Source organism: Streptococcus cristatus, assembly GCF_008369405.1.
Classification (GTDB): Bacteria; Bacillota; Bacilli; order Lactobacillales; family Streptococcaceae; genus Streptococcus; species Streptococcus cristatus_G.
In genome coordinates, this window is the sequence record NZ_VSJJ01000001.1 from 306,638 (window position 1) to 327,448 (window position 20,811).

Consider the following 20,811-nt stretch of genomic DNA (forward strand, 5'->3'; position numbering starts at 1 on the left):
GTAAGTTCCTATTTCCACTTAAAATTCAGAAAAGAGCAATTGAAGCTCTGGAGTAATAGAAATCCAATCGTCACGATGAATCACGACTCCTTTTGGCTTGCTAGACCGCAACATGTCCTTGAGGGCAGATTTACCAAAGCGCACGCGCCCCTTTCCTAAAATCGCACCAGTCTCTTCCTCGTACACTGTCACCGTATCCTGATAGGAAAAATGACCCTCTAAGCTAACAATTCCTGATGCCAGAAGGCTTTTACCATCGTAACGGAGTGCCTGTGCCGCTCCCTGATCTACATAGATGGCGCCTTGACTCTTAGCATAAAAGGCCAGCCACTGTTTTTGCGTCTTCAAGCCCTTATCCTGTGCCGAGAAAAAGCTTCCATCTCGAGTCTGGCTCGCTGCCTCCAATAAAGCATTGCTTTTAAGTGATGAGCAGATATAGACTGGTACACCGGACATGGTCGCCAAAGTTGCTGCTTTGATCTTGGTCAGCATGCCACCAGTGCCATTGCTGGAGCCTGCCCCGCCTGCCATGTCAATCAAATCGCTAGTGATCGCCTCAATTCTTTCAAGACGTTTGGCAGTTGGATCTGAAGCTGGGTTGGCCGTGTACAGCCCATCAACATCTGTCAAAAGTACCAAAAGATCCGCCTGAACCATGGCTGCCACCTGAGCACTAAGCGTGTCATTATCACCCACTTTTAGCTCCTCGATAGAAACAGTATCATTTTCATTGATAATAGGAATGGCTCCACGATTGAGGAGGACTGACAGAGCTTGGTGGGCATTTTTGTAACGCCGTTTATCCGCAAAATCATCCTGCGTCAGCAAGATCTGGGCAGATACAATCTTCTTCAAGAGCAGATTAGTGGTGTACTCCTCTAGAAGAAGACCTTGACCAACAGCAGCCGAAGCCTGTTTGTCGGCTACCTTAGTAGGGCGTTTTTTAAAGCCCAGAGACGAAAAACCAGCCGCAATAGCTCCAGACGATACCAAAATCAACTCATGTCCTGCTTCATGCAAGACCGATAATTGATGGGTAATTTCCCGCACCTTTGCCCGCGACAGACTGCCATCAGGATTTGTCAATGAGCTCGTTCCAACTTTAAATACAATACGCTTTGCTTTCATAGATTCTCTTTTCCTTACTAGATTTTCTTATTATACCATAAGGAGAGGAAAATTTAAAAACAAGCTTTTCCCATTTCTGCTCTCCTAGCGATAGTAAATATGCTATAATATTCACAAATACTATTGGAGAAAAACTATGATTAAACTAATTGCCCTTGATATGGACGGAACCTTGCTGACTGAGGAAAAAAAGATTCCTCAAGCTCATATTGATGCTATTCACCAAGCTATCAAAGCTGGAGTCAAGCTGGTTCTCTGTACAGGTAGACCGCTCGTGGGTGTCAAGCCTTACTTTCAGGAGCTGGGCTTGGAGAATGAAAATGAATATGTCATCGTAGACAATGGCTGCGCTATCCATCAGACTAGCGATTGGCAGATTGTTGATTGGCAAGAATTAAAGCCCGATGACATTCGCTACCTCTACAGTTTGGCCGAGCAGAGCCAAGTACAGTTGACCTTGTTTGATGAAGAGCATTACTTCGTCGTAGGAGAGAAAGCCAGCAAAATTGTGACAGATGATGCAGCTCTCGTCTTTACGACTCCTACTGAAATCAGCCTTGAGGAAGCTTGCAGCGGCCAGCATCGAATGTTTCAAGCTATGTTTCTAGGAAATCCAGAGCAGGTAGATGATTTTGAAACCAAGTTTTCTCAGAAGCTCTGCCAGCGATTCAGTGGTGTCCGTTCCCAGCCTGTCATCTACGAGGCGATGCCAAAAGGTGTTACCAAAGCCTTTGCCTTAGAGCGTCTGGCGCAAGGTCTAGAAATCAAACCCGAGGAAATCATGGCACTGGGCGATGCGAATAACGATATTGAAATGCTTCAATTTGCTGGCCTAGGTGTTGCCATGGGGAATGCTAGCCAACATGTCAAACACTTGGCCGACTATGTAACAGATAGCAATGAAGAAAATGGCGTTGCTACAGCTATTGCTAGGTTTATCTTAGGACACTAATCCTGTACATCATCCCATTTCCGTGAATTAAAAAGACAGTTGTAGGAGAGAGCAACTGTCTTTTTTTGATATAAATCAACTAAGTTTAGAGGGGAGAGCCTTTTTCCTTTGACTTAAAACAATTCTTTGTATAAAGCTATGGTCTCTTCCAAAGTCGGCATGAAAGGATTTCCAGGTGCGCAAGCATCAATCAAGGCATTCTTAGAAAGGTATTCAAAGTCAAAGTCCTTTTCTTCAATACCAAGCTCCGTCAATTTCTTAGGAATGCCGACCGTTTCGGACAAGGTTTCGATTTCCGAAATGGCATATGCCGCACATTCGTCATCAGTCTTGCCTTCGGTATGCAAGCCTAAAGCTTTAGCTACATTTCTAAAAGCTGCTGGCACACGTTTGGCATTTTCACGCTCAACTACTGGCAGAAGCATAGCACAGCAAACGCCATGAGGCAAATGATAGACCGCACCAAGCTGGTGAGCCATCGAATGTACGTAGCCCAGACCTGCATTGTTAAAGGCCATGCCGCCAAGGAAAATAGCATTGACCATAGCTTCACGCGCTTCTATATCATGACCATTAGCAACTGCTCTCGGCAAGTATTCTTTAATCAATTCAATGGCACCGATAGACAGTTTCTTGGTCACGCCATAAGCGCCAGGAGTTACCAAAGCCTCAACAGCATGGGTCAAAGCATCCATCCCAGTCGCTGCTGTTAAATTATCTGGTTTGGAAATCATGAGCTCTGGGTCATTGACAGAAATGAGAGCCAGACTGTTTTTATCAACCATCACCATCTTAACCTTGCGTTCTTCGTCCGTGATGACATAGTTGATGGTAATTTCAGCAGAAGTCCCTGCCGTGGTGTTGATGGCTACAACTGGCAGTCCCTTTTCTTTAGACTTGTGGAGCCCCTCATAATCCTGAGGATTGCCCCCATTTGTCGCCATAATGGAAATACAACTAGCAGCATCTTGAGGAGAGCCTCCGCCGACACTGATGATAAAATCACAGCCATTTTCTTGAAGAGTAGCTAAGCCATCGTAGACATTCTTACAAGAAGGATTTGGGTCTACATCTTCAAAAACCACATATTCAATGCCTTCTGCTTCTAGCGGGTTGATGGCTTTTGGTAAAATATAACTGGATGCAATGTAGTGGTCTGTGACGATTAGAGCTTTCTTGAAGCCCAGCTCTTTGACATGACCGCCAAATTCATTGATGACACCCTTACCAATCAAATTGACTGATGGAACGTAGAAAACTGACATAATGATTTCCTCCTTAATTGAGCATAAAGCTCTATTACATATGTTAATATAATTTTACTACTTTCTCTTTTACTTTTCAAAGAATTATACAAGTCAAAATACAAAAAAGAAACCTGAATAAATTCAGGTTTCTTTGGCTATTTGCGATACATTTTGACTTGAAGATAGAGGTCATTGTATGTTCCGAGCCATTTTGGCCCTAATTGCTGATAGACTTCCAGATGCTTCATGGTCTCTTCTGTTGGATAAAAGGCCTCATCTTCCTGTACTTCTTCTGGCAGCATGGCCTTGGCAGGAAGGTTTGGCGTTGAATAGCCAACATAGAGCGCATTCTTATAAGCATTTTCCGGTCTCAGCATGAAATTAATAAACTGATAGGCGGCTTTTTTATTTTTGACCGTCTTTGGAATAACGATATTGTCAAACCAAAGGTTGCTGGCTTCTGTTGGCACGATATAGCGCAAGTCTTCATTGGCCTCCAGCATTTGACGAGCCTCACCAGAGAAGGTCACGCCGATAGCCGCGTTATTCTGAATCATGTAGCCCTTCATCTCATCAGCGACGATGGCTTTGATATTGGGCGTCAAAGTGTAAAGTTTATCGACCGCTTCTTGCAGCTGGTCAGCATCTTTAGAGTTAAGACTACGACCATTCGAGTTTAGACCAATACCCATGACTTCGCGGGCTCCGTCAATCATCATGATGGAGTTTCTGTATTCTGGCTTCCAGAGATCGTTCCAGTGCTCAGGCGCGTGCTCGATCATTTTAGTATTGTAAACAATGCCTAGCGTTCCCCAGAAATAAGGAATGGAATACTGATTTCCTGGATCAAATGGCTGATCCAAAAAGTCTGAACCAATATTTTCCAAGCCTTTGATCTGGCTATGATCCAATTTTTCCACCAAATTTTCCTTCATCATCTTGGCAATCATGTACTCGCTTGGGATAGCGATATCGTAGGTCGTTCCACCTTGTTTGATTTTCGTGTACATGGCTTCATTGGAATCGAAGGTTTCGTACTGAACCTGCACACCTGTTTCCTTGGTAAACTCAGTCAGCAAGTCTGGATCGATGTAATCTCCCCAGTTATAGACAACCAATTTATCACTGCCCTTGCTGTTGGTTCTGCTTTCAATCCGATAGCTGATTCCCCACAAAATCAGAATAATCGCAAGAACCCCTGCTAAAAACGAATAGAGTTTTTTCATGCTGCTTCCTCCTTCTCACGCGTGATAAAGTAATAGCCGATGACTAAAACGATACTAAAGAGAAAGACCAGAGCAGACAGGGCATTGATTTCCAAGGAAATTCCTTGCCGTGCACGGGAATAAATTTCTACTGAAAGAGTCGAGAAGCCATTTCCTGTCACAAAGAAGGTCACAGCAAAATCATCGAGCGAGTAGGTGAAAGCCATAAAGTAGCCGGCAATGATCGCTGGTGTCAGATAAGGCAGCATGATTTCCTTGAGCATCTGGACTTGGCTCGCTCCCAAATCATAAGCAGCTTTAATCATGTCATCATTCATTTCTTTCAGCCTTGGCAAAATCATCAACACCACAATGGGAATTGAAAAAGCAACGTGGCTGGCCAAAACAGATACAAAGCCCAATTGGAATTTAGCCGTGGTAAAGAGAATCAGGAAGCTAGCCCCAATCATAACGTCAGGCGCCACCATCAAAATATTATTGATGGATAAGAAGGCATCCTGATATTTTTTGCGGGCTTGGTAAATATAAATAGCACCAAAAGTTCCGATAATCGTAGCAATGAGGGAAGAAAGAAAGGCTAAGAGGAAAGTCTGCGCCAAAATTAAAATCAAGCGCGAATCTTCAAATAACTTTTGAAAATGAACCAGATCAAAGCCAGTAAATTTGTTCATATCATTGCCAGCATTGAAAGCATAGGCAATCAAGTAAAAAATCGGAAAATAGAGGATTAGGAACACAATCGCTAAATAGAGATTAGCAAATTTTTTCATCGTTCTCTCCTTTCCTTGGTTGCCCACATGGTAAAGAGCATGGCAATAATCAGAACCACTCCGATGGTTGAGCCCATTCCCCAGTTCTGCGTTGTCAAGAAATGCTGTTCAATGGCTGTTCCCAGCGTAATAACACGATTTCCACCAATCAAACGCGTCAGCATGAAGAGACTGAGACTAGGAATAAAGACTGACTGCACGCCACTTCTCACGCCGTTCATTGAAAGCGGAAAGACGACATTGCGGAAAGTCTGCCATCGATTGGCCCCCAGGTCATAGCTGGCATTGATGAGGTTGGGATCCAAATCATCCAAGACGTTGAAAATCGGCAGAATCATAAAGGGCAGCTCAATGTAGCTGGCAACAAAGATAAAAGAAAAGTCAGTGAAAAGAATCTGCTTGGGACCGATACCAATAAAGGTCAGAAATTCATTCACCGAGCCATTTTGCCCAAAAATGCCGATAAAGGCGTAAGCTTTCAGCAAAAGATTGATCCAAGTCGGCAGGACAATCAGCATGAGCCAGAGTTGGCGATGCTTGAGCTGGGTCAAAAAATAAGCAGTCGGATAAGAAATGAGCAAGGTCACCAAGGTGATGATCCCTGCGTAAAATACCGAGTTAAAGCTCATTTTCAGATAGGTCAGATTCTGCGATGTGAAATAAATCCGATAGTTTTCCAGCGTGAACTGACCTTCGATATTAAAGAATGATTTCCAGACAATCATCATCACTGGAGCTAGGACAAAGAGCAGAATCCAAAGAAAATATGGAACCATAAAAAGGTTAGAGGTTGTTTTCTTCATCTCTTTCCTCCTCAATGGCATTGATCAGCCCTGCTTCTTGTTCTTCGATTTCTACGTATTCTTCAATCCGAGCATCGAATTCTTCTTCGGTTTCATTGAGGCGCATGATATGGATATCCTCTGGCTCAAAGTCCAGACCGATTTCTTCTCCGACGATGGCCTTGCGGGTCGAGTGGATCATCCATTCATTGCCAAGCTCATCGTAGGCGATGATTTCATAATGAACCCCGCGGAAGAGCTGAGTATCTACTTTTACCTGTAATTTCCCTTCTTCAGGCAGGGTAATGCGCAAATCTTCTGGACGAATCACCACTTCAACAGATTCGTTTGGTCGCATGCCTCCGTCAACTGCTTCAAAGCGCTTGCCATTGAACTCGACCAAGTAGTCTTCGATCATCTTCCCTGGCAGGATATTCGATTCTCCGATAAAGGTTGCAACAAAGTGGTTAATCGGCTCATCATAGATATCCACTGGCGTTCCTGACTGGACAATCTCCCCCTCATTCATGACAAAAATCCAGTCACTCATAGCTAGGGCTTCTTCCTGATCGTGGGTGACAAAGACGAAAGTGATCCCGAGGCGCTGTTGGAGTTCACGGAGCTCATATTGCATATCCGTCCGCAACTTCAAATCCAGCGCAGAAAGAGGCTCGTCTAGTAGGACAACCCGCGGCCGATTGATGATGGCACGAGCAATGGCTACCCGCTGACGTTGACCACCTGAGAGTTTCCGAATAGAGCGACGCTCATAGCCTTCCAGCTGCACCATTTTCAGCACTTCAGCAACCCGCACTTCAATTTCTTTTTTGTCCACCTTCCGCAAACGCAAAGGAAAGGCCACATTCTCAAAAACATTCATATGCGGGAAAAGGGCATAAGACTGAAATACGGTGTGAACATCCCGTTTATTGGTAGGAATGTCATTGATGCGGACACCATCCAAAAAGATGTCTCCCGTAGTCGCATCCAAAAGTCCTGCGATAATATTGAGGATAGTTGACTTCCCAGAGCCAGAAGCCCCTAGAAGCGTATAAAATTTTCCTTCTTCTAATTCAAAGTTGATATCTTTGAGAACGACGGTGTTACTGTCTTCAAAAACCTTCGAAACGTTTTTGAACTCAATAATTGGTTTTTTCAATTGGCATAAATTCCTTCTTTTCCATGTATTAACAGATTTTTGGTTCTGTCAGACCAAAAAAACCTCTCGAGGGCTACTATGGCCCTGCATACTTGCGATATCGATAGGCTTTCACCCCCTTTACTAATGACACATGGATATTGGCTATCCCAAAGACTTGGACAATTGCATATCGGACTCTTATGCTTCTCCAATAATTCTAACTTCTCGTTCCAGAGTGACACCTGAATGCTCTTTAACGGTTTTAATGACATGAGCAATCAACTTTTCATAATCGCTAGCTGTACCATGATCGACATTAATCATGAAACCAGCATGCTTTTCTGAAACTTCTACACCACCGATTCGGTAGCCTTTTAGACCAGCTTCACTGATGAGCTGACCAGCAAAATGTCCCAGAGGACGCTTAAAGACCGACCCGCAAGATGGGTATTCCAGAGGCTGCTTAAGCTCACGCAGATAGGTCAGACGTTCCATTTCCTGACGAATGTTTTGGTGGACACCTGGTGCCAGACCAAACTTAGCCGAAATCACAATGTCGCCAGTTTCTTGAATAAGTGAATGACGATAGCCAAAGCGCATATCACGCGCATCCAAGGTTTTAATTTCGCCTTCAGGTGTCAAGACCTTGCAGGAAACGAGCACATGACCGATTTCACCGCCATAAGCGCCAGCATTCATAAAGACAGCTCCGCCGACACTACCCGGGATGCCACAAGCAAATTCAAAGCCAGTTAAACTATGATGCAGGGCAATACGAGTAGTCTGAGTTAGATTGGCACCGGCTTCTGCCTCAATCGTATAGCCATCTACTGCTACATTATTTAGCTTGTCAAACATGATGACAAAGCCTCGAATACCGCCATCTCGAACGATAATGTTACTTGAATTCCCAAGCACCAACCAAGGAATATTTTCACGATTGGCCAACTTGACAATCCGAGCCAATTCATAACGGTTGCGTGGAAAAACTAAGAAATCGGCAGCTCCGCCTACCTTCGTATAAGTGTATTGACTCAAAGGTTCATTGAAACGGATGTCGATCCCTTCTAATTCCGCAGAAAATTTTTCTAGGTTTTGCATGACTTACTCTCTTCTTTACAAATTACACTCTATTATATCAAAATTAAATGATATTTACGATAGACTGAGGGAAATTAAGTTTCTTTTTCAAAGCAAAAAGAAAGAGGAGAACGAAGATTGTAGACCAACACTGCGTCCACAAGGTCGTCATCCTCAAACTTTCTTTATTTTTCTACTCTTACACCCTGAGTATCGACTTGCAACTGGAAGACTTCCCCATCAAAACCTTGTTCCTTGATTTGCTGATAAATCTGCTCAGCCCTGTCTTTCGGAGCCAAAACCATAACAGTCGGCCCAGCTCCAGAGATATAAGTCGCAAAGGCACCCTGTTTTCTGGCCAAGAATTTGATGTCAGAAAATTCTTTGATAAGCGGCTGACGATATCTCTCATGGAAACGATCAGATTCGATAGCACGACCAGCTGTTTTCATATCGCCCTTTAAAAGCGCGGCAACAGCGACATTGGCTACGGAACTTGCGGCAACAGCTTCCTTGTATGAAAGGCGGTTGGGCAAGACACGGCGACTTTCAACTGTTCTCAACTCATAATTGGGAATGAAAGCGATGAAGCTAGCCTCTGGAAAATCTGACACAACAGCTGAAACTTGATTTTGGAAAGAGCTTGCTACCACTAGATTCCCATAAATTGCTGGTGCCACATTGTCAGGATGGCCTTCGATTTTTGTCGCAATTTTTAGCTTTTCATGATCCGATAAGTTCAGATTTGCTAACTGATTGGCCAGTTCAATCCCAGCAACAATAACGGAGCTAGAAGAGCCAAGACCACGAGCCAAAGGAACATCGCTGGTCATTTTTAAGCGATGAGGCTGAAGGTCTGGGGCTAATTGCAGGGCAATCTTGATTAGCAAATTACGTTTATCAGTCGGAATTCGAGGATTTAGGTCATGCTCAATAACCCACTCCTGACTTTCTTCCAAGACTTCGATTTCTAAATATTTGGAGACTGCGACACCAACTGAGTCAAAACCAGGTCCGATATTGGCACTGGTTGCTGGTACAATAATTTTCATCTTATTCTCCTAATACTTTAAAGGTATTGAGCAATTCGAACTCTGGTACCTCACGGAGCTTGGCAACGACATTTTCTAGCTGAGTCTTGCTGACAGCATGCGTGATGATGACTACACGAGCTGTTTCACCATCCGTACCTTCTTGCAGAATTTGCTTGAAGGAAACTTCCTCAGCATTGAAGATTTCAGCCAAATGCAAGACTTGACCCTTGGCATCTGGAGCCAAGATAGAGAAATAATAGTTGCTCTTAACATCCTCAGGCTTAGCCAAGACAAGCTCGCGGCTAAATTCATTGAAAGCTTTGCCAATCGTGCCTTCATTTAAGCGACGGACAATACGGACGATATCTGCAACGACACTGGTCGCAGTTGGCTTTTGACCTGCACCTGGACCGTAATACATGGATTCTCCAATACCGATTGACTCGACAAAGACCGCATTCATTACTCCGTTTACGCTAGCTAGCGGATGCGCTTTTGGCAAGAAAGTCGGTGTTACTTCCGCAGCGATTCCTGATGGTGTTTCCTCAATTGAGCCAACCAATTTCACCACATAGCCTAAGTCCTGAGCAACTGCGACGTCTTCTGGCGTGATGTTACGAATGCCTTGGTGACCGACATCTTCAAACTTGATGTTCATACCGAAAGCAAATTGACTGAGGATGACCATTTTATAAGCTGCGTCAATTCCATCAACGTCGTTAGTCGGGTCGCTTTCAGCAAATCCTAAACGTTGCGCTTCCGCAAGAGCATCCTCGTAAGACCAACCTTCTTCTACCATCTTGGTCATCATGAAGTTAGATGTTCCATTGACCACACCCAAAACGCGAGTAATCTTGTCAGATGCCAATGAATTAACCAAGGTGCGCAAAATTGGAATACCGCCGGCAACAGCAGCTTCATAGTAGAGAGCAACGCCATTTTTCTTAGCAATGTCTAACAATTCAGAACCATGAACTGCCAGCAAGTCTTTGTTGGCTGTCACCACATGCTTACCTGCTTCAAGTGCACGTGTGATAAAGGTTTTAGCTGGTTCAATCCGTCCCATCAGCTCCACTACAATCGCAATTTCGCCGTCATTTAAGATTTCATCCACATTGGTCACAAAGTTGTAGTCATTTCCAGCTACCAAAAGACGTTCTTTTTCAGCATCATCCTTGACCAATACTTTTGCGACTTCAATCTCAGAATGGGCAGCCTGAACAATCTTTTCTCCGTTCTCTTTCAGTAAGAAAGGAACACCACTAGCAACTGTTCCAAAACCAAGTAAAGCAATTTTAATAGACATGAGGGACTCCTTGAATATTTCTTATATAAAAAACATTATAACAAAAATATATAGAAATTCCTACAAATCTATTTGTATATTTGTTATAATGTAAGTAAAAATTTTAAACTCATGAGATTAAAAGGAGATACCATGACCGATAAACACATTGGAAGACGCATGCAAAGACATAAAGCTAAGAAAAAGGCATTCCTTTTTTCTATTATCAATCTTTTCTTGCTCCTTGCCCTAATCGTGGGAGGAATCTATCTTTGGAAGACTCAGTTCTCTCCTAGCAAACAATCCTCTGCAGGCAACCAGACGGTGCAATCCAGCTCCAAGCCTGACACTAGTGCGACAAATGAAGAAACTTCAAAAATTAAATGGGTAAAACAGGACGAACCTGTTAAGATTCCAATTTTGATGTACCATGCGATCCATGTAATGGATCCCTCTGAGGCAGCCAATGCTGGTTTGATTGTAGATCCAACCACCTTTGAAAGTCATTTGCAAGCTCTGAAAGAAGCTGGTTATTATACGTTAACCCCAGACGAAGCTTACAAAGCTTTGACAGAGAATGTTCTACCTAAAAATAAAAAAGTGGTCTGGCTAACCTTTGATGACAGTTTGAAAGACTTTTACACCAATGCCTTCCCGCTACTGCAAAAATATCAGATGAAGGCTACCAATAATGTCATCACTGGCTTTGTCCAAGCTGGCCGTGAAGATATGCTGACGCTAGATGAGATAAAGGAAATGAAGGAAAAGGGTATGTCCTTTGAAGATCACACTGTCAACCACCCTGATCTTTCAACTGCTACTGTTGCTCAACAAAACCTTGAACTAGCTGATTCTAAAGCCTTTTTAGATGACAATCTATCACAGAAGACGACAACTGTTGCCTACCCATCTGGTCGTTATAGTGATGCGACCTTGCAGATTGCTGAAAGTTTGGGCTACAAGATGGGATTGACGACCAACCACGGTCTTGCTTCACTTGCAGACGGATTACTCTCACTCAATCGTGTTCGAGTGAACCCAACTACTACTGCAGAAGATCTATTAAACGAAATCGCTACAAATTAATCTTAGAAAGCTTGCTTCAGACGAAGCAGGCTTTTTCTATTTCCGATAGCAACTTCTTCTAATCACAAAAAACGAGAGTGGGACAGAAATCGGTAATTCGTTAGAATTCGATTTCGTCGTCCCACCTCCGCGCAGTTGAGTAGGGCTGTAAAAGCTGATGAAATCAGCGTAGTAGAGCCCACTCAACCACTGCGTCTTGCTCGACAATCCAAAGACAATTGAGAGGCTAGGACTTTTGTCCCAGCCTCGTAAAAGGTTATTTAGACTTGATATAGTTGATACCGTCTGCTTTCGGAGCAACAGCTTTACCAAAGAAGGCTGCAAGAACCACAATCGTCAAGACATATGGCGCAATTTGCAGATAAACTGTTGGCACTTTTGAAAGAAGAGGCAACTGGTTTCCGATTACGGCCAAACTTTGAGAAGCTCCAAAGAAGAGACTTGCCAACATAGCGCCGATAGGACTCCATTTACCAAAAATCATGGCTGCCAAAGCGATGAAACCTGGACCTACGATAGTAGTCACAGCAAAGTTAACAGAGATTGACTGGGCATAAATAGCTCCACCAATACCGCCGAGCAAACCAGAAATCATGACACCGCAATAACGCATGAGGTAAACATTGATTCCAAGTGTATCTGCTGCCTGCGGATGCTCTCCGACTGAGCGAAGACGAAGTCCGAATTTTGTCTTAAACATGATAAACCAAGCGAGGAAAGAGAAGGCAACGGCCAAATATCCCATCAAACTTGTGTGTTTGAAGAAAATTTCTCCTATGACTGGAATATCAGACAAAATAGGAAAATCAAATTTACCAAATGAACGCTGAATATTGTCTGTTTGTCCCTTGTTATAGATAGCTTTTACAAGAAAGACTGCCAAGGCTGGTGCTAGCAAGTTTAGAACCGTACCACTGACAACGTGGTCTGCGCGGAAGTTAATGGTTGCTACAGCATGGATAAGGGAGAAGAGCACTCCGACTAAACCAGCAGCAATCAAGGAGAGCCATGGAGTCAAGCTGCCAAAACTACTTTCGAAAGTCAGGTTAAAGAGAACGCCTGTAAATGCTCCCATTACCATGATACCTTCCAAGCCGACGTTAACGACTCCAGCATGCTCTGAATAAGCTCCACCAATACTTGTAAAAATCAAGGGAGCCGCATAAATCAGCATAGATGATACCAATAAACCTAATATCGTTACAATACTCATCCTAGTTTCCTCCCTTCACTTTGTCAGCTTCTTGCTTATTATTTTTAAACAATTCAAAGATTGCCTTACCAGTCAAACGCTCAATCAGGTAATGGGCGCTGACAAAGAAGATGATAGAAGCTGTTACAATATTGACCAATTCTGTCGGAATCTGAGCCACGTTCATACCTGGTGCACCAACACTCAGAACCGCAAAGAGGAAGGCTGCAAAGAGGATTCCAATTGGAGAGTTGGCAGCCAAGAGACTTACCGCCATACCATTGAAACCAACACTCAAGGAACTTCCTTGAACAAAGACATTCTGATAAGTTCCAAGTCCTTCTACTACTCCTCCAAGTCCTGCAAGAGCGCCAGAAATAATCATGGACAAGATAATGGTTCGTTTAGAAGACATACCTGCATACTCAGATGCATTTGGGTTAAGACCTACAGCACGGATTTCAAAACCAAGCGTTGTTTTCTTCAACATATACCAGATTAGTACGACTGCAATCAAGGCAAAGAAAATACCGATATTCATCCGAGAGTTGGCTGTCAGACTTCTCAACCATTCTGTTTGATAAATCGCATTAGCACCGACACGTTTACTAGAGTCAACACTTTGCATTACAGCCTTTGGAAAACTGCGTATAAAAGCATTTCCAACGAAGAGGACGATATAGTTCATCATAATGGTAACGATGACTTCACTCGTTCCTAAATAGGCACGCAGAACCCCTGGAATAGCACCAATAATCCCACCAGCTACTGCTGCAATCACTACAGTTGCTAGCAACATCAGTGGACGAGGTAAGTCAGGGAAGGAAAGGGCAAACCAACCAGCTAGAATCCAGCCAGCCAAGGCTTGGCCCGGAAGTCCGACATTGAAAAATCCGGCCCGACTAGCAACGGCAAAACCCAAACCAATGAGAACTAGAGGTCCCATCGCCCGAGAAATTTCACCCAAACTTCTCAAAGAACCGAATGCCGTTTTAAAGAGGGATTCATATCCCCAGATGGCATCATAGCCAAAGATAGCCATGACAATCGCTCCCAATAAAATCCCTAAAAGAACTGAGATTAAGGGAACTGCGATCTGCTGTGTTTTTTTAGACATTTGAATCTCCCTTCTAAATCTTACCACCAGCCATGAGAATACCAAGTTCTTGCTTATTGGTATTCTCTGGAGTCACAATTCCTTGAATCTTGCCATCATGGATAACGGCGATTCTGTCAGAAAGATTGAGTATTTCATCTAGCTCAAAGCTGACAACAAGAACTGCCTTGCCCTGAGTACGCTCCTCAATCAAGCGTTTATGGATGTACTCAATTGCTCCGACATCAAGTCCACGAGTTGGCTGGCTAACAATCAACAAATCTGGATCACGATCCACTTCCCGAGCAATGATAGCCTTCTGCTGGTTTCCTCCTGAGAGAGCTGAAGCAGGTACATACTCGCTAGCTGCCCGCACGTCAAACTCGTTCATCAGATTGCACGCGTAAGAGTAAATATTATTGTAGTTCAAGATGCCGTTTTTGCTGAGCGGCTCCTTATAGTAGGTCTGCAAAGCGATATTTTCAGAAATGGACATCTCCAGCACCAAACCATCACGATGGCGGTCTTCAGGTACGTGACTGACCTTCATCTCAGTAATCTGACGTGGTTTCTTACCGATCACAGACTCGTTCTTAATCAAAATATCGCCTGAGCTTACTTTTCTAAGTCCTGTAATGGCTTGAATCAACTCAGTCTGACCATTTCCATCAATTCCTGCAATCCCAACAATCTCACCTGCACGAACATCCAGAGAAAGTCCTTTAACAGCTGGAACACCACGATTTTCTTCAACAACAAGATTCTTGATTGAAAGGACCGTTTCTTGTGGATTAGCCGGCTTTTTCTCAGTCTTAAAGGAAACGGCACGTCCTACCATCATTTCAGCCAAATCTTGGTTGGTTGCACCCGCAATTTCAACCGTTTCAATGGATTTTCCGCGACGAATAACCGTTACGCGGTCAGAAACTGCACGAATTTCATCCAGCTTATGGGTAATGAGAATGATAGACTTACCTTCCTTGACCAAGTTTTTCATAATTTTCATCAATTCATCAATCTCAGCTGGCGTCAAAACAGCCGTCGGTTCGTCAAAGATGAGAATGTCTGCGCCACGGTAAAGTGTCTTTAAAATCTCAACACGCTGTTGAGCTCCGACCGAAATGTCCTCAATCTTGGCAGATGGATCAACCGACAAGCCATATTTCTTAGACAAACGCTTAATTTCTTGCGTAGCGCGTTTCAAGTCTAAGATACCATTTTTTGTAAGCTCACTTCCGAGGATGATATTTTCAGCAACAGTGAAGGCTTCCACGAGCATAAAGTGCTGATGCACCATTCCGATACCAAGTGAGGCTGCCTTTGATGGAGAGTCCAGCTTAACAGGCTTTCCATTGACTACAATCTCACCACTAGTCGGCTCAAGCAGGCCGGCCAACATATTCATCAAGGTTGATTTCCCGGCACCATTTTCTCCTAAAAGGGCGTGAATTTCACCTTTTCGGAGTTGCAAATTGATTTTATCATTGGCTACAAATTCACCAAAAATTTTGGTAATTTCTCGCATTTCAATGACATTTTCATGTGTCATGGCTCTTTCCTTTCCAGAATTTCATTTTATGTCGATCAAACCTCCTCGGACTCGTATCCTAGTAGGCCTAATCGATGTAAAGGCGTCAGAATTGAAAAATGAGCGACCCAAGTAGGTCGGATCGCTCAGCATTCAATTATTTATCAGGAACTGTGATGCTACCGTCAAGGATTTTAGCTTTCACTTCTTCAACAGCTTTTTTAGCATCTTCAGAAAGATTAGTTGTTGTCAAATCAACACCGCCGTCTTTCAAACCAAAGGTTACTGTTTTACCACCTGGGAATTTACCTTTAGCAGTTTGATTAGCGATGTCTTTGACAGTCTTACCAACTTGTTTCAAGCTTGATGCCAAAACAAAGTTAGACTCTTTACCATCCTTAGACTTGTATTTACCTTCTTCAGTTTGGTCACGGTCAACACCAAGTACCCAAACTTTTTCATCTTCATTTTTCTTCTCGTTCAAGTCTTTTGCTTCAGAGAAGACACCTGCACCAGTTCCACCAGCAACTTGGTAAACCACATCTGCACCTGCAGCATATTGAGCAGCAGCAATTGTCTTACCTTTAGCAGCATCACCGAATGAGCCAGCATAGTCTACTTGAATCTTGATAGATGGGTCAACTGATTTCACACCGGCTTCAAAACCTTTTTCAAAACGTGTGATAACTGCGCTTTCTATACCACCTACGAAACCAACTTGTTTTGTCTTAGTAGTTTTTGCAGCTGCAACACCTGCAAGGTAAGCAGCTTCATTATCCGCAAAGACAGCTGAAGTAACGTTCTTTTGACCTTCAATCACATCATCGACGATAACGTAGTTAATCTCTGCATTGTCTTTTGCTGCAGATTCAACGGCATTACGAAGGGCAAAACCGATACCAAATACTAGGTTATAACCATCCGTAGCAGCTTGGTTTAGGTTGTTCGCGTATTGTGACTCATCGTTAGATTGGTAGTAAGTGTAGCCATTGTCTTTAGACAGACCGTTTTCTTTACCCCAAGCTTGGATACCTTCCCAAGCTGACTGGTTAAATGATTTATCATCTACACCACCAGTATCAGTTACGATAGCAGCTTTTAAATCAGTTTTAGCATCAGAGCTATCTGATTTAGACGCGCGATTCCCACATGCAGCAAGTCCGATTGCCGCGATAGACACTAGACCAAGACCTAGCCATTGTTTCTTGTTCATTTCTGAACCTCCTATATAAGATGTGCAACTTAGTTGCGAGTTTAATTTTGGTCAGTTGACCAGCAACAGACTCAAGTTAAGTCTGTAAAAGAGTATGGAAGTAACTCCTTGACCGTCATCACGACCGTCGATTTATCTTTAGCGACCAAGGTCACTGGTAAATCCTGATTAAAAAACTCTGCCATTACTTGGCGGCAGGCACCACACGGGGAGATCGGTTTTTCCGTTTCTCCGTAAACAATTAATTCCTCAAAGTCTACAAAGCCTTCAGAAACAGCCTTAAAAATGGCCGTTCGTTCTGCACAATTGGTCAAGCCAAAACTAGCATTTTCGACATTGACACCTGTGAAGACTGCCCCATTTTTGGCTACTAAAACAGCTCCGACAGGGAAATGGGAATAAGGGACATAGGCATTCTTTGTGGTTTCGACAGCTAAATCAATCAACTCAGTAGTCGCCATCGGCCACGTCTCCCTCCATAATTGCCACACCAGAGGATGCTCCAATGCGAGTAGCACCAGCCTCTATAAAGGCTAGAGCATCTTCGTAAGAACGAGCACCACCGGAAGCCTTGACTCCCATATCTGGCCCGACTGTCTTGCGCATCAAAGCTACATCCCTAACGGTTGCACCGCCGGTTGAAAAGCCTGTAGATGTCTTGACAAAATCCGCACCAGCTTTCTGAGCAATTTGGCAAGCTTTCACTTTCTCATCATCTGTCAAGAGGCAGGTTTCAATAATGACCTTAACCAAGGTTCCTTTGGCAGCTTCGACAACAGCCCGAATATCTTTTTCGACTAAGTCAAAATTTTGAGACTTTAGCGCACCGATATTGATGACCATATCGATTTCATTCGCTCCGTTTCGGATGGCATCACTCGTTTCAAAAGCCTTGAGCTCCGGAGTATTCGCTCCCAGAGGAAAACCAATGACCGTACAGACCTTAACATCTGTCCCTTTCAGTGATTGTGCAGCAAAACTTACCCAAGTCGGATTGACACAGACACTCGCAAAGTCGTATTTCTTTGCTTCCTCAATTAAGGTTTCAATCTGCTCCTGGCTTGCATCAGGTTTCAAAAGCGTATGATCAATGTATTTGTTTAGTTTCATGTTTGATTCTCCTAGAATTAAGCGATAATTTCGATAATTTCGCTTGCTGCAACGCTTTCACTACCTATTTTAACATTTTTTTGGAATTCTGTAACTAGTTCTTGAGAAATTTTTTCATTTGCGTATATTTTTGCAACAATTTCCCCAATTTCGACTGTTTCTCCAACCTTCTTTTCGAACACTATTCCAGTTTCATAATCTAGTTCGTCAGATTTGACTGCTCGTCCTGCGCCTAACCTCATTACAAACAAACCAAATTCCATGGCTGGAAGCTCTGTGATACGACCAGATTGCTCTGCTCTCACTTCGGCCACATAAGCCGCTTGGGATGGTCGATACAAGTCCTCTAGGTCACCACCTTGAGCCGCAATCATCTCTTCAAATTTTTTCAAAGCTGCTCCGTTTGTCAAATGTTCTCTGATTTCAGAAACTGATTTCTCGACATTAGCCAAATCAAGCATGATTTGAGCGAGCTCACAGATAAAGTCCGTAATATCCTCGCGTCCTTGTCCTTGAAGAATTTCCAGTGCTTCTAAGATTTCCAAACGATTGCCAATGCTAGTACCTAAAGGCTGACTCATATCCGTAATAACTGCAACCGTTCTGCGTCCGACTGCCTTACCCAAGTCTACCATAGTACGGGCTAGGACACGGGCATCCTCTAGATTTTTCATAAAGGCACCCTCACCAACGGTCACATCTAGCAAAATGCTGTCTGCACCAGCGGCGATTTTCTTGCTCATAACCGAGCTGGCAATCAAAGGAATCGTATCAACTGTAGCCGTCACATCACGCAGGGCATAGAGAAGCTTGTCTGCCTTGACCAGCTGGTCTGACTGACCGATGACGGATACACCAATATCCTGAACCTGCTTGATGAAGTCTTCCTGACTGCGCTCTACCTGGTAGCCTTTGACAGACTCGAGCTTGTCTATGGTACCACCCGTATGCCCCAAGCCTCGTCCGCTCATCTTAGCAACGGGTACTCCAAAACTAGCTACTAGAGGAGCTAAGATTAAGGTAACCTTATCTCCCACTCCACCAGTCGAATGCTTGTCGACCTTAATCCCTGAAATGGCTGACAAATCAAACTGCTGGCCTGTCCCCACCATGGCCATGGTCAAATCAGAAATTTCTCTAGTAGTCATTCCTTTAAAGTAAACAGCCATAGCAAAGGCTGACATCTGGTAATCTGGCACTGTTCCAGCTACATACCCTTCAATCAGCCATTCAATCTCCTGACTGGACAATTCTAGTCCATCTCGCTTCTTTTGAATAATATCAACTGCCCGCATCTTTATTTCACACTCCTTAGGATATAATAGCCTTTATCCTTCTTGAGAGTCTCGCAGTTGCCAAACACTTCTTCCATCTTAGCTTTAGCACTGGGAGCTCCTTGTTTCTTTTGGATAACAATCGTCAAATCCCCATCCGCTAACAAGTGTTCATAGCTACCTGAAATAACTTCATGCACCACCTGCTTACCGGCCCGAATCGGTGGATTGCTGATAATATGATGAAATTGTCCGGTCACATGTTCATAAATATTGGACTGAAAAATATCTGCAGATACTTGGTTCGCATCCGCATTTTTTCTAGCCAAATCGAGCGCTCGCTGATTGATATCCACGAGAGTGACCTCCAACCCTTGCGCTTTAGCCAGAGTCAAGCCCAGTGTTCCATAACCGCAACCGACATCCAGCAATGTTTCTTTTTTGTTAAATTCCAAGGCAGACAACAAAACTCGACTGCCATAATCAATCATTTTTTTGCTAAAGACACCAGCATCCGTTAAAAAGGTCATCTGTTGTCCTAATAGTTCCACTTTCAATTCATGAATGTCATGTTTGGCATCCGGATTTTCTGCAAAATACATTTTAGTCATAAAACCATTTTATCATAAATTTTCTAGATTTGTAAATCGTTCTCATTTCTCAAAAAGTATGTTATACTAAAATCCATCATATAGGAGTAACTTATGACCAACGAATTTCTTCATTTTGAAAAAATCAGCCGCCACACTTGGCAGAATCTGCACCGTAAAAAAAATCCACCGCTCACCGAGTCCGAACTCAATTCTATCAAGAGTTTCAATGACGAAATCAGCCTGCAGGATGTAACGGACGTCTATCTGCCTCTGACCAATCTTATCCAAATTTACAAACGTTCCAAAGAGGATCTCGCCTTTTCAAAAGGTATTTTTCTGCAAAAAGAAAGTAAAAGACAACCTTTTATTATCGGAGTTTCTGGTAGTGTTGCCGTTGGAAAATCAACGATTAGTCGCCTGCTGCAAATCCTTCTGTCACGAACTTTCACAAATGCAACCGTTGAATTGGTGACGACCGATGGCTTCCTCTATCCCAATAAAACTTTGATTGAATCAGACATTTTAAATCGCAAGGGCTTCCCTGAAAGCTATAATATGGAACTTTTGCTGGATTTCTTAGACCGCATCAAAAATGGTCAAAACTATAAAATTCCTGTCTACTCGCACGAAATTTATGATATTGTCCCAAATGAAAAGCAGGAAATTAAGGCAGCTGACTTTGTCATCGTAGAAGGTATCAACGTTTTCCAAAATCCGCAAAATGAACGCCTTTATATGACTGACTTCTTCGACTTCTCTATCTATGTAGATGCCGAAGTCAAAAATATCGAGTCTTGGTATCTGGATCGCTTTAAAAAATTATTGGCACTAGCCAAGCACGACACGGACAACTACTACCATCGCTTTACAACCCAGCCCGAAGAAGAAGTCATGGCACTTGCCCATAATATCTGGGAAACAATCAATCTGGTAAATCTGATAGACTATATCGAGCCAACACGTAACAGGGCCGAAGTGATTTTGCATAAGGCTAAAAATCATGAAATTGATGAAATCTATCTAAAAAAATAATTTAGACTTGTCAAATCACAACTTTTCATATATAATTAGATA

At 43.2% G+C, this 20,811-nt stretch carries 20 protein-coding genes; 3 read left to right on the top strand and 17 right to left on the bottom strand.

All coding sequences use genetic code 11. The features are described from left to right. Positions 1–18: 18 nt before the first annotated feature. Complete coding sequence (gene proB, locus FXF62_RS01665) at positions 19–1,128, bottom strand: glutamate 5-kinase (protein ID WP_149517403.1); 1,110 nt, start codon at positions 1,126–1,128, stop codon at positions 19–21. Between the two features lie 136 nt (positions 1,129–1,264). On the opposite strand from proB, the gene FXF62_RS01670 reads away from it, so the two are divergent. Beyond that, positions 1,265–2,080 (top strand): Cof-type HAD-IIB family hydrolase, encoded by an 816-nt coding sequence (locus tag FXF62_RS01670; RefSeq protein WP_149517404.1) that lies wholly within the window; start codon positions 1,265–1,267, stop codon positions 2,078–2,080. Between the two features lie 113 nt (positions 2,081–2,193). On the opposite strand, the gene FXF62_RS01675 is transcribed toward FXF62_RS01670, so the two are convergent. The 8 genes from FXF62_RS01675 to FXF62_RS01710 form a co-directional block, all read right to left on the bottom strand. Beyond that, positions 2,194–3,345 (bottom strand): iron-containing alcohol dehydrogenase, encoded by a 1,152-nt coding sequence (locus tag FXF62_RS01675; RefSeq protein ID WP_149517405.1) that lies wholly within the window; start codon positions 3,343–3,345, stop codon positions 2,194–2,196. Positions 3,346–3,482: 137 nt separating this feature from the next. Further along, on the bottom strand, positions 3,483–4,553 hold the full coding sequence (locus FXF62_RS01680) for an ABC transporter substrate-binding protein (RefSeq protein WP_149517406.1): 1,071 nt from the start codon (positions 4,551–4,553) through the stop codon (positions 3,483–3,485). Then, positions 4,550–5,323, bottom strand: coding sequence for an ABC transporter permease (locus FXF62_RS01685; RefSeq protein ID WP_149517407.1), 774 nt, complete (start codon positions 5,321–5,323; stop codon positions 4,550–4,552). The genes FXF62_RS01680 and FXF62_RS01685 overlap by 4 nt, the downstream gene beginning before the upstream one ends. After that, positions 5,320–6,126: an ABC transporter permease gene (locus FXF62_RS01690; RefSeq protein ID WP_061422950.1), complete on the bottom strand. Its 807-nt coding sequence runs from the start codon at positions 6,124–6,126 to the stop codon at positions 5,320–5,322. Before FXF62_RS01690 ends, FXF62_RS01685 begins: the two co-directional genes overlap by 4 nt. Beyond that, positions 6,107–7,264, bottom strand: coding sequence for an ABC transporter ATP-binding protein (locus FXF62_RS01695; protein WP_149517408.1), 1,158 nt, complete (start codon positions 7,262–7,264; stop codon positions 6,107–6,109). Before FXF62_RS01695 ends, FXF62_RS01690 begins: the two co-directional genes overlap by 20 nt. A 180-nt stretch (positions 7,265–7,444) precedes the next feature. Continuing rightward, positions 7,445–8,347: a UDP-N-acetylmuramate dehydrogenase gene (murB, locus tag FXF62_RS01700; RefSeq protein WP_149517409.1), complete on the bottom strand. Its 903-nt coding sequence runs from the start codon at positions 8,345–8,347 to the stop codon at positions 7,445–7,447. Between the two features lie 164 nt (positions 8,348–8,511). Next, positions 8,512–9,378 (bottom strand): homoserine kinase, encoded by an 867-nt coding sequence (gene thrB / locus FXF62_RS01705; protein ID WP_149517410.1) that lies wholly within the window; start codon positions 9,376–9,378, stop codon positions 8,512–8,514. Position 9,379: 1 nt separating this feature from the next. After that, on the bottom strand, positions 9,380–10,666 hold the full coding sequence (locus FXF62_RS01710; protein ID WP_149517411.1) for a homoserine dehydrogenase: 1,287 nt from the start codon (positions 10,664–10,666) through the stop codon (positions 9,380–9,382). A gap of 132 nt (positions 10,667–10,798) precedes the next feature. On the opposite strand from FXF62_RS01710, the gene FXF62_RS01715 reads away from it, so the two are divergent. Next, the gene (locus tag FXF62_RS01715; protein ID WP_149517412.1) at positions 10,799–11,731 is read left to right on the top strand and encodes a polysaccharide deacetylase family protein; all 933 of its coding nucleotides are present in this window, start codon (positions 10,799–10,801) and stop codon (positions 11,729–11,731) included. Between the two features lie 256 nt (positions 11,732–11,987). Here the strand turns inward: FXF62_RS01715 and FXF62_RS01725 are convergent, their stop codons facing one another. From FXF62_RS01725 to FXF62_RS01760, 8 genes are all read right to left on the bottom strand, one after another. Then, complete coding sequence (locus FXF62_RS01725) at positions 11,988–12,944, bottom strand: ABC transporter permease (RefSeq protein WP_015604787.1); 957 nt, start codon at positions 12,942–12,944, stop codon at positions 11,988–11,990. Between the two features lies 1 nt (position 12,945). Beyond that, a complete protein-coding gene (locus FXF62_RS01730; RefSeq protein ID WP_149517413.1) occupies positions 12,946–14,040 on the bottom strand; it encodes an ABC transporter permease in 1,095 nt (364 codons plus the stop codon). A gap of 13 nt (positions 14,041–14,053) precedes the next feature. Further along, the gene (locus tag FXF62_RS01735; RefSeq protein ID WP_149517414.1) at positions 14,054–15,568 is read right to left on the bottom strand and encodes an ABC transporter ATP-binding protein; all 1,515 of its coding nucleotides are present in this window, start codon (positions 15,566–15,568) and stop codon (positions 14,054–14,056) included. A 136-nt stretch (positions 15,569–15,704) separates the two neighbouring features. After that, on the bottom strand, positions 15,705–16,760 hold the full coding sequence (locus FXF62_RS01740; protein ID WP_149517415.1) for a BMP family lipoprotein: 1,056 nt from the start codon (positions 16,758–16,760) through the stop codon (positions 15,705–15,707). A 71-nt stretch (positions 16,761–16,831) separates the two neighbouring features. Then, complete coding sequence (locus tag FXF62_RS01745; RefSeq protein ID WP_149517416.1) at positions 16,832–17,221, bottom strand: cytidine deaminase; 390 nt, start codon at positions 17,219–17,221, stop codon at positions 16,832–16,834. Continuing rightward, entirely contained in the window at positions 17,208–17,870 is a 663-nt protein-coding gene (gene deoC, locus FXF62_RS01750; RefSeq protein ID WP_149517417.1) for a deoxyribose-phosphate aldolase, read from the bottom strand. The genes FXF62_RS01745 and deoC overlap by 14 nt, the downstream gene beginning before the upstream one ends. A 17-nt stretch (positions 17,871–17,887) precedes the next feature. Further along, positions 17,888–19,165, bottom strand: a complete 1,278-nt coding sequence (locus FXF62_RS01755; protein WP_149517418.1) for a pyrimidine-nucleoside phosphorylase — start codon at positions 19,163–19,165, stop codon at positions 17,888–17,890. Positions 19,166–19,167: 2 nt separating this feature from the next. Further along, positions 19,168–19,755 (bottom strand): class I SAM-dependent methyltransferase, encoded by a 588-nt coding sequence (locus tag FXF62_RS01760; protein WP_149517419.1) that lies wholly within the window; start codon positions 19,753–19,755, stop codon positions 19,168–19,170. A 93-nt stretch (positions 19,756–19,848) separates the two neighbouring features. On the opposite strand from FXF62_RS01760, the gene coaA reads away from it, so the two are divergent. Next, the gene (coaA, locus tag FXF62_RS01765) at positions 19,849–20,769 is read left to right on the top strand and encodes a type I pantothenate kinase (protein WP_149517420.1); all 921 of its coding nucleotides are present in this window, start codon (positions 19,849–19,851) and stop codon (positions 20,767–20,769) included. Positions 20,770–20,811 lie beyond the last annotated feature (42 nt).

What these genes read in the sequence shown, in the direction of transcription:
- thrB (WP_149517410.1), bottom strand. Translation starts at nt 9,378, where the DNA reads ATGAAAATTATTGTACCAGCAACCAGTGCCAATATCGGACCTGGTTTT.
- deoC (WP_149517417.1), bottom strand. Translation starts at nt 17,870, where the DNA reads ATGAAACTAAACAAATACATTGATCATACGCTTTTGAAACCTGATGCA.
- FXF62_RS01680 (WP_149517406.1), bottom strand. Translation starts at nt 4,553, where the DNA reads ATGAAAAAACTCTATTCGTTTTTAGCAGGGGTTCTTGCGATTATTCTG.
- FXF62_RS01730 (WP_149517413.1), bottom strand. Translation starts at nt 14,040, where the DNA reads ATGTCTAAAAAAACACAGCAGATCGCAGTTCCCTTAATCTCAGTTCTT.
- coaA (WP_149517420.1), top strand. Translation starts at nt 19,849, where the DNA reads ATGACCAACGAATTTCTTCATTTTGAAAAAATCAGCCGCCACACTTGG.
- FXF62_RS01690 (WP_061422950.1), bottom strand. Translation starts at nt 6,126, where the DNA reads ATGAAGAAAACAACCTCTAACCTTTTTATGGTTCCATATTTTCTTTGG.
- FXF62_RS01710 (WP_149517411.1), bottom strand. Translation starts at nt 10,666, where the DNA reads ATGTCTATTAAAATTGCTTTACTTGGTTTTGGAACAGTTGCTAGTGGT.
- FXF62_RS01755 (WP_149517418.1), bottom strand. Translation starts at nt 19,165, where the DNA reads ATGCGGGCAGTTGATATTATTCAAAAGAAGCGAGATGGACTAGAATTG.
- FXF62_RS01735 (WP_149517414.1), bottom strand. Translation starts at nt 15,568, where the DNA reads ATGACACATGAAAATGTCATTGAAATGCGAGAAATTACCAAAATTTTT.
- murB (WP_149517409.1), bottom strand. Translation starts at nt 8,347, where the DNA reads ATGCAAAACCTAGAAAAATTTTCTGCGGAATTAGAAGGGATCGACATC.
- FXF62_RS01675 (WP_149517405.1), bottom strand. Translation starts at nt 3,345, where the DNA reads ATGTCAGTTTTCTACGTTCCATCAGTCAATTTGATTGGTAAGGGTGTC.
- FXF62_RS01670 (WP_149517404.1), top strand. Translation starts at nt 1,265, where the DNA reads ATGATTAAACTAATTGCCCTTGATATGGACGGAACCTTGCTGACTGAG.
- FXF62_RS01745 (WP_149517416.1), bottom strand. Translation starts at nt 17,221, where the DNA reads ATGGCGACTACTGAGTTGATTGATTTAGCTGTCGAAACCACAAAGAAT.
- FXF62_RS01685 (WP_149517407.1), bottom strand. Translation starts at nt 5,323, where the DNA reads ATGAAAAAATTTGCTAATCTCTATTTAGCGATTGTGTTCCTAATCCTC.
- proB (WP_149517403.1), bottom strand. Translation starts at nt 1,128, where the DNA reads ATGAAAGCAAAGCGTATTGTATTTAAAGTTGGAACGAGCTCATTGACA.
- FXF62_RS01715 (WP_149517412.1), top strand. Translation starts at nt 10,799, where the DNA reads ATGACCGATAAACACATTGGAAGACGCATGCAAAGACATAAAGCTAAG.
- FXF62_RS01740 (WP_149517415.1), bottom strand. Translation starts at nt 16,760, where the DNA reads ATGAACAAGAAACAATGGCTAGGTCTTGGTCTAGTGTCTATCGCGGCA.
- FXF62_RS01725 (WP_015604787.1), bottom strand. Translation starts at nt 12,944, where the DNA reads ATGAGTATTGTAACGATATTAGGTTTATTGGTATCATCTATGCTGATT.
- FXF62_RS01760 (WP_149517419.1), bottom strand. Translation starts at nt 19,755, where the DNA reads ATGACTAAAATGTATTTTGCAGAAAATCCGGATGCCAAACATGACATT.